The following is a 7221-nucleotide window of genomic DNA, read 5'->3' as shown; positions in this document are numbered from 1 at the left end:
GGGACGTACGGGGCGGGGCAGATCGTGACGGCCGCGCTGAGCCACCCGGTTCCCGCGGCCGACCGGGAGTCGCGGATCCGGGTCGAGCGCGCGCTGGAGGTGACCTCGGAGCCGGCGGTCGAGGGATCCTGGCACTGGGTGGACGACTCGACCCTCCACTACCGGCCGCGCACGTACTGGCCGGCGCACGCGGTGGTGCGGGTGCGCAGCGGGCTCGACGGGGTGAAGGTCGGCGGCCACGGGTACGGGGGCCCATCGGAGCCCGTGGAGTTCACCGTCGGGGACCGGATCGAGGCGGTCACCGATTCCGCCGCCCACGAGATGACCGTACGGCGCAACGGCCGGATCCTGCGGACGATCCCGGTCACCACGGGGAAGGCGGGGTTCCTGACCCGCAGCGGCATCAAGGTCGTCCTCGGCAAGGAGGAGAGGGTCCGCATGCGGGGGGACACCGTCGGCATCCAGCGGGGCACGAAGGAGTTCTACGACCTGTCGGTCTTCTGGGCGACGCGGGTGACGTGGAGCGGGGAGTACGTGCACGCGGCGCCCTGGTCGGCGGACGCCCACGGCGTGGAGAACGTCAGCCACGGCTGTACGGGGATGAGCACCGCGAACGCGGCCTGGTTCTTCAAGACGGTGCGGGTGGGGGACATCGTCGAGGTGGTGAACAGCGGCGGGGAGCCGATGGCCCCGTTCGCCAACGGCTTCGGCGACTGGAACCTCGACTGGTCGGCGTGGCTGAAGGGCAGCGCCCTGGCCTCCGTCCCCGGGCAGGCCGCCGCGGGGGCGGTGCCGGCGGCGTCCTCGTCCTCGGTGTCGGGGCGCACCACGTCCCGGCTGCACCCGATGACCTGACCGCCGGTGCGCTGTCCGGGAGTGCCGTACCCGGCCCGCGCGACGCGGACCGGGTACGGCGGCCGGCGCGGTGCCGGCCGGCTGCGGGCTGCGGATTACCTGCGCGGGGCCGGGCAGGTCTGCCAGGCGAGGTGGTAGAGCGTGCTCACGCTGGCGTCCGTGGAGTCCATCGTCATGAAGCTGGTGGCGGCCTGCGGGTTCGACGTTCCCGCGTTCACCCTCAGTTCCGTGTTGATGTTGAAATTGCGCTTTTCCCCGCAGGGCGCCCAGACGAGGTCCGCGTATTCGGTCCGGTCGGTCGCCTGCCAGTTGTCGTTCAGCGGTCCGTTGAACTGGTGGGTGCGCGAGGTCGTCTGGGGCATTCCCTGGAAGTAGTAGTTCGCCCGTTCCTGCCCCCATGCTCCGGGCTGGAGGAATGCGAAGCCGCGGTAGTCCGCCTGGACGATCGCATAGGTGAATCCCGAAGGAACGTGAACCCGGAGATTGAGCTGGCAGTTCTTGCGGAATGCGGTCGGCGGCGCGCCGGGTCCGACCTGCGCGAGGTACTCACTGTAGGTGACCGTGAAGGCGGTGTTGTCGGGGGCCACGGCCACTTCGGCGGTGCCCTCGCGGCAGCCCGACCCGTTCACCGTGGCGAGTTCGATCACGATCTTGTCCGGGGGTGCGGTGATCTGGGGTGTGTGGCCTGCGGCTCCGGCCGGTGCCGCGGCCGCCGTCGCGATCAGCGCGGCCGCGGCGGCACCGGTGAGAAGGGTGCGGGACAGGGAATGGGACATCGTTGTCGCTCCTGACCGTGTGTTCGGTGTTCCTCTGCGCACGCCCTGTCAGACCCCGGGGCATTCCTTCCAGGCGAAGTGGTAGACCGTGCTGACGCTGCCGTCCGTGGAGTCCATGCTCATGAAGCTCAGGGCCTGCGGGTTCGAGGCGCCCGGGTAGACGCGCAGCTCGGTGTTGACGTTGAGGTTGCGCTCCTCGCCGCAGGGGGCCCAGACCAGGTCGGCGTACTCGGTCCGGTCGCTCGCCTGCCAGCTGTCGCTGTACGGGCCGTTGAACTGGTGCACGGTGCGGGCCGACTGTGCCATGCCCTGGAAGTAGTAGTTGGCGCGCTCCTGGCCGTAGGCGCCGCGCTGGAGGTGGGCGAAGCCGCGGTAGTCGGCGCGGGCGATGGCGTACGTGAAGCCCTGCGGCACGTGGATCTGGAGGGCGAGCTGGCAGTTCTTGCGGAACTCCGTCCCGCCGGCGCCGCCGCCCGTCTGGGCGAGGTAGTCGCTGTACGTGACGGTGAACGAGGTGTTGTCGGAGGCCGCGGCCACGCTCGCGGTGCCCTGCGGGCAGCCCGATCCGTTGACGCCCACGACGTCCACGGTGATTCTCCCGGGCGGTGCGGTCTCGCTTTCCGCGTGGGCGGGCAGAGCCGGTACGGATAACGCCGCCACCGCCGTGGCGACGACGGTGAGCCTGCGGAGCGCCATTCGATTCCCCATTCATCCCGGAGACGGCTTCACATTTGGGCATGCACATGCCACCACGGGGGGCGCGGGCTGGGAAGGCTGCGATACGGCCAACCGGCCCGGGCAGCGGTCCGTGACCGGATTCCGCCCGCCCCCGGGAACGGGCCGGCGGCCGCGGCGGACCCGGACGTTCGGAGTCCGGTGAGGTCAGGAGGGGAACAGCCGCCGGAAGGCGTCGGCGTCGCGGACCGCCGCCCCGCCCGGGTCGTTGTTGAAGTAGGCGAACACGTCCGCCTCCCGCGGCCAGGCGTCCGCGATCCGGCCGGCCCACGAACGCAGGGCGGTCGCCCCGTAGCGGGGCCAGGGCTGCGCCGCGCCCTCGTGGAAGCGCAGGTAGCCCCAGTCGGCGGTGCGCCAGAGCGGGGTCACCGGACGCGAGCCGCGGTCGGCCCAGCACAGCGCCGCGCCACGTGCGGTGAGAACCTCCCGGACGTCCGGATTCCACCAGGAGCCGTGGCGGGGTTCCACGGCCACCCGGGTTCCGGGCGGGAAGCAGGCGAGGCAGGCGTCCAGGGCCTGCGGGTCGGCGCGCAGGGTGGGAGGCAGCTGGAGCAGGATCGGACCCAGCCGGTCGCCGAGGGCCTCGGCGTGCGCCAACAGCCGCCGGACCGGTTCCTCCGGATCGCGCAGGCGCTTGATGTGGGTCAGGAAGCGGCTGGCCTTCACGGCGAAGAGGAAGCCGTCCGGGGTGCGCTCGCGCCAGTCGGCGAAGGTGTGCGGGGCGGGCAGCCGGTAGAAGGCGTTGTTGCTCTCCACGGTGGCGAAGTGGGCGGCGTACTCCTCCAGCCAGAGCCGCTGCGGCCGGCCGGCGGGATAGAGGACCCCCGACCAGTCCCGGTACTGCCATCCGGAGGTTCCGACAAGCACGGGCATGGTGCCGATGATGACCGGCCGCGACCGGCCCCGCATCCGCCCGGACGCCCTGGACCGGCCACCGCCCCTGCCTCCGCGACACGGACGATGCACCCGCCCGGCCCGACACCCGGCTCGGGAGGGCACTCGGGCAGGGCGGGGAGCGCCGCGCCGCGTTAGGCTCGGACGGGGTGCAGGAGAGGGATGATGCTCATGTGTCGCTGGCTCGCCTACTCCGGGTCGCCGATGCTCCTCGACGCGGTCCTCTATCAGCCGGAGCACTCGCTGATCAACCAGAGTCTCCACGCGAAGATGGGGGTCGAGACCACCAACGGCGACGGCTTCGGCATCGGCTGGTACAGCACGGACGGGGACGGCACGCCGGCGGTCTTCCGCGACATCGGTCCGGCCTGGAGCAACCGCAATCTGCGCGAGCTGGCCTCCCACATCCGCTCGCAGCTGTTCTTCGCCCACGTCCGCGCCTCGACCGGTTCGGCCATCCAGCAGACCAACTGCCATCCGTTCCGGCACGGCCGCTGGATGTGGATGCACAACGGGGCCATCACGGACTTCGCCCGCCTCCAGCGCGACCTGTGCATGGCAGTGGACCCGGCCCTGTTCCCGTGCATCGAGGGCTCCACGGACTCCGAGGTGATGTTCTACCTGGCCGTCACGTACGGCCTCGACCAGGACGTGCCCGGTGCGGTCGGCCGGATGGCGGGGCTCGTCGAGCGGCTGGGCAAGGAGCACGGCGTCGCGGACCCGCTGCAGATGACGGTGGCCGTCAGCGACGGCGAGCGGGTGTGGGCCTTCCGCTACTCCAGCCAGGGCAGGTCCCGCTCGCTGTTCTACAGCAGCCGCGCCGAGACCGTGCGCCAGCTGTACCCGGAACTGCCCTTCCTGCGGGAGGTCTCGGACGCGACCCGGCTGGTGGTCTCCGAGCCGCTGGGCGACCTTCCGGGAGTGTGGAACGAACTCCCGGAGGCGAGCTACGTCGTCGTGCCGCTGGAGGGCCCCGCGGACTACCTGCCCTTCATTCCCGAGCTGCCCTGAACCCCCGCGCCGCGCCCCCGGAGGGCGCCGGCGGGTCGGAGGTCAGCAGATCCGGGGCAGTTGCTCACCGATCGGCAGGTCCACCACGCGGGTGCCGCCGAGGCCGGTCCGGGCGACCACCATGCCGGGGTGCGCCTCGACGGCCTCGCCGACCACCGCCGCGTGCCGGCCCAGCGGGTGCGCGCGCATCGCGTCGAGGACCGCGTCGGCGTGCTCGCGCGGCACGAACGCGACCAGCTTGCCCTCGTTCGCGACGTACAGCGGGTCGAGGCCGAGGACGGCGCAGGCGTTGGCCACGGCGGCCGGCACCGGCACCCGGCCCTCGTTCAGCAGGACGCCGGTGCCCGAGGCGGCGGCGATCTCGTTCAGCGCCGCTGCCAGGCCCCCGCGCGTGGGGTCGCGCAGCACGTGCAGGTCGGGGGTGACCGCGAGCATGGTCTGCACGAGCCCGCCCAGCGGCGCGCAGTCGCTGACCGTCTCCACGTCGAAGCCCAGGTTCTCGCGGACGCTCATGATGGCCACCCCGTGGAGGCCGATCTCCCCGCTGACGATGACCACGTCGCCCGGCACGACCCGCTGCGGGCGCAGGTCCACCCCCTCCGGGATCAGTCCGATGCCCGCCGTGTTGAGGTAGATGCCGTCGCCGTGCCCGGCTTCGACGACCTTGGTGTCGCCGGTCGCCACCTCCACGCCCGCGGCGCGCGCGGCCGAGCCGAGCGCCTCGGCCACCCGGGCGACGACGGACAGCTCGACGCCCTCCTCCAGGATGAAGGCGCAGGACAGGTAGGCGGCACGGGCGCCGCTCATGGCGAGGTCGTTGACCGTGCCGTTGACCGCGAGGTCGCCGATGCTGCCGCCGGGGAAGAACAGCGGCCGGACCACGTACGAGTCGGTGGAGAAGGCCAGCCGGGCGCCGCCCAGCGTGAGGGCGGCGCTGTCGCCGAGGCCGTCCAGCAGCCCGCCGCCGTAGGCCGGGGCGAAGACGTGCCGGACCAGCTCGGCGGAGAGTGCGCCGCCCCCGCCGTGCCCCATGACCACCCGGGGGTGATCGCGCAAGGGGGTCGGGCAGGTCCAGCCGGCGATGTCGAGGGCGGTGTCAGACACGGGGGGTCGCCTCCAGCGGTGCGGTCCGGCGCGCCGGGGTGATGTCGAGGCGCCGGTAGAGGTAGTACGCGGCGCAGGCGCCCTCGCTGGAGACCATCGTGGCGCCGAGCGGGGTGCGCGGGGTGCAGGTGGTGCCGAACGCCTCGCACTGGTGCGGCTTGATCAGCCCCTGGAGGACCTCGCCGCTGCGGCATTCGGCGGGTTCCTCCGTGGCGATGCCGGTGACGGAGAAGCGGTGCTCGGCGTCGTACTCCCGGTACCGCTCGGACAGCCGCCAGCCGCTGTCCGGGATGACGCCGATGCCCCGCCAGGACCGGTCGGTGACTTCGAAGACGTCCTCCAGCATGGCGAGGGCCGCCGGGTTCCCCTCGGGGCGGACGGCCCGCGCGTACGCGTTGTCGACGGTGTACTCGCCTCGTTCGAGCCGGTGCACGGCCCGGCGTACGCCTTCGAGGATGTCGAGCGGTTCGAAGCCGGTGACGACGATCGGGACCCGGTGGCGGGCGGCGAGTTCCGGGTACTCCGCCGTGCCCATCACACTGCACACGTGCCCGGCGGCGAGGAAGGCCTGCACCCGGCAACCGGGCGAGTTCATGATCGCCTCGATGGCCGGGGGCACCCGGACGTGGGAGACCAGCAGGCTGAAGTTGCGGATGCCGAGCTTGCGCGCCTGGTACACCGTCATGGCGTTGGGCGGTGCGGTGGTCTCGAAGCCGATGCCGAAGAACACCACCTCGCGGTCCGGGTTCTGCCGGGCGATCCGCAGCGCGTCGAGCGGGGAGTAGACGACGCGTACGTCACCGCCCTCACCGCGCACCTGGAAGAGGTCCCGGCCGGTGCCGGGGACGCGCAGCATGTCGCCGAACGAGCAGAAGACCACCCCGGGGCGGGAGGCGATCTCCAGCGCCTTGTCGATGACCTCCAGCGGGGTCACGCACACGGGGCAGCCCGGGCCGTGGATCAACTCGACCTGTTCGGGCAGGAGCTGGTCGATGCCGTGCCGGATGATGCTGTGCGTCTGGCCGCCGCAGACCTCCATGAGCGCCCAGGGGCGGGTCACGGTGGCGTGGATGTCGTCGAGCAGCCGGCGGGCCAGCGCGGGGTCCTGGAATTCGTCGACGTACTTCACGGCTGCCGCGCCTCCCGTGCTGCTGTGTCCCCGGCCGGCGCCGGGTCGTCGGGCCAGTCCTGTCCGGCGCCCGCCTCCGCCGCCGCCCGCTCCCAGGGGTCGCCGAACTCCTCCTGGAGCATGCCGAGTTCCGCGAAGAGGTCGAGGGTATGCCGGGCCGACTCCTCGTCGAGGCGCTGCAGGGCGAACCCGACGTGGACGATGGCGTACTCGCCGACCTGCAGGTCGGGCAGGTACTCCAGGCACACCTCCTTGACCACTCCGCCGAAGTCGACGGTCGCCATCCGGGTGCCGTCCTTCTCCCCGATGTCAAGCACTCTGCCGGGTACCGCCAGGCACATGAACCTCTCCTTGGTGTGGGTGGTGCGGGGCGCAGGCCGCCACCATGAGCTGGCCGAGGGCCAGTCCGCCGTCGTTCGGCGGGATGCGGTGGTGGCGCAGGACGGTGAAGCCGCGCCCGCGCAGCAGACGGGTGCAGGCCGACGAGAGCACGGTGTTGGCGAAGACGCCGCCGGTGAGGGCGACGGTGTCGAGGCCGTGCCGCTCGCGGGCGAGGGCGGCCAGGCCGACGACGAGGGCGGCGACCGCGGTGTGGAAGCGGGCCGCGATCACGGGTGCCGGGGTGCCGGCGCGCAGGTCGGCGACCACGGCGGCCAGGACGGGGGCCGGGTCGGCGACGACGGGGGCGGTGTCCGGGGCTGTCTCTTATACAAATCT

General features: G+C 72.3%; 8 protein-coding genes and 1 pseudogene. 2 read left to right on the top strand and 7 right to left on the bottom strand.

Annotated features, from left to right (window positions below):
* Positions 1–855: L,D-transpeptidase (locus HYE82_RS31830; RefSeq protein WP_179177674.1), on the top strand; the 855-nt coding region annotated here is incomplete at its 5' end.
* Between the two features lie 95 nt (positions 856–950).
* Here the strand turns inward: HYE82_RS31830 and HYE82_RS31825 are convergent.
* The 3 genes from HYE82_RS31825 to HYE82_RS31815 all read right to left on the bottom strand — a co-directional run bounded on the left by HYE82_RS31825 (position 951) and on the right by HYE82_RS31815 (position 3239).
* Positions 951–1631: a DUF4360 domain-containing protein gene (locus HYE82_RS31825; protein WP_179177673.1), complete on the bottom strand. Its 681-nt coding sequence runs from the start codon at positions 1629–1631 to the stop codon at positions 951–953.
* A gap of 48 nt (positions 1632–1679) precedes the next feature.
* Complete coding sequence (locus HYE82_RS31820; protein ID WP_179177672.1) at positions 1680–2327, bottom strand: DUF4360 domain-containing protein; 648 nt, start codon at positions 2325–2327, stop codon at positions 1680–1682.
* A gap of 186 nt (positions 2328–2513) precedes the next feature.
* Positions 2514–3239: a DUF72 domain-containing protein gene (locus HYE82_RS31815; protein ID WP_179177671.1), complete on the bottom strand. Its 726-nt coding sequence runs from the start codon at positions 3237–3239 to the stop codon at positions 2514–2516.
* 192 nt (positions 3240–3431) lie between these two features.
* Between HYE82_RS31815 and HYE82_RS31810 the strand changes: the two genes are divergently transcribed.
* Positions 3432–4271, top strand: a complete 840-nt coding sequence (locus HYE82_RS31810) for a class II glutamine amidotransferase (protein ID WP_179177676.1) — start codon at positions 3432–3434, stop codon at positions 4269–4271.
* Between the two features lie 42 nt (positions 4272–4313).
* Here the strand turns inward: HYE82_RS31810 and hypE are convergent, their stop codons facing one another.
* The 4 genes and pseudogenes from hypE to HYE82_RS31790 all read right to left on the bottom strand — a co-directional run.
* Positions 4314–5375, bottom strand: a complete 1062-nt coding sequence (gene hypE, locus HYE82_RS31805; RefSeq protein ID WP_309144513.1) for a hydrogenase expression/formation protein HypE — start codon at positions 5373–5375, stop codon at positions 4314–4316.
* On the bottom strand, positions 5368–6504 hold the full coding sequence (gene hypD, locus HYE82_RS31800; protein ID WP_179177670.1) for a hydrogenase formation protein HypD: 1137 nt from the start codon (positions 6502–6504) through the stop codon (positions 5368–5370). The genes hypE and hypD overlap by 8 nt, the downstream gene beginning before the upstream one ends.
* Entirely contained in the window at positions 6501–6845 is a 345-nt protein-coding gene (locus tag HYE82_RS31795) for a HypC/HybG/HupF family hydrogenase formation chaperone (protein ID WP_179177669.1), read from the bottom strand. Before HYE82_RS31795 ends, hypD begins: the two co-directional genes overlap by 4 nt.
* A pseudogene (locus tag HYE82_RS31790) lies at positions 6814–7188 on the bottom strand (carbamoyltransferase HypF); the annotation flags it as partial. The pseudogene HYE82_RS31790 and the gene HYE82_RS31795, both read right to left, overlap by 32 nt.
* Between the last annotated feature and the right edge of the window lie 33 nt (positions 7189–7221).

Origin of the sequence: Streptomyces sp. BR123 (assembly GCF_013401435.1) — a bacterium.
Lineage (GTDB): Bacteria > Actinomycetota > Actinomycetes > Streptomycetales > Streptomycetaceae > Streptomyces.
Note: the sequence above shows the minus strand (reverse complement) of the source record. Positions and strands in the feature narration are given on the sequence as shown.

What these genes read in the sequence shown, in the direction of transcription:
- HYE82_RS31825 (WP_179177673.1), bottom strand. Translation starts at nt 1,631, where the DNA reads ATGTCCCATTCCCTGTCCCGCACCCTTCTCACCGGTGCCGCCGCGGCC.
- HYE82_RS31820 (WP_179177672.1), bottom strand. Translation starts at nt 2,327, where the DNA reads ATGGCGCTCCGCAGGCTCACCGTCGTCGCCACGGCGGTGGCGGCGTTA.
- HYE82_RS31815 (WP_179177671.1), bottom strand. Translation starts at nt 3,239, where the DNA reads ATGCCCGTGCTTGTCGGAACCTCCGGATGGCAGTACCGGGACTGGTCG.
- HYE82_RS31810 (WP_179177676.1), top strand. Translation starts at nt 3,432, where the DNA reads ATGTGTCGCTGGCTCGCCTACTCCGGGTCGCCGATGCTCCTCGACGCG.
- HYE82_RS31795 (WP_179177669.1), bottom strand. Translation starts at nt 6,845, where the DNA reads ATGTGCCTGGCGGTACCCGGCAGAGTGCTTGACATCGGGGAGAAGGAC.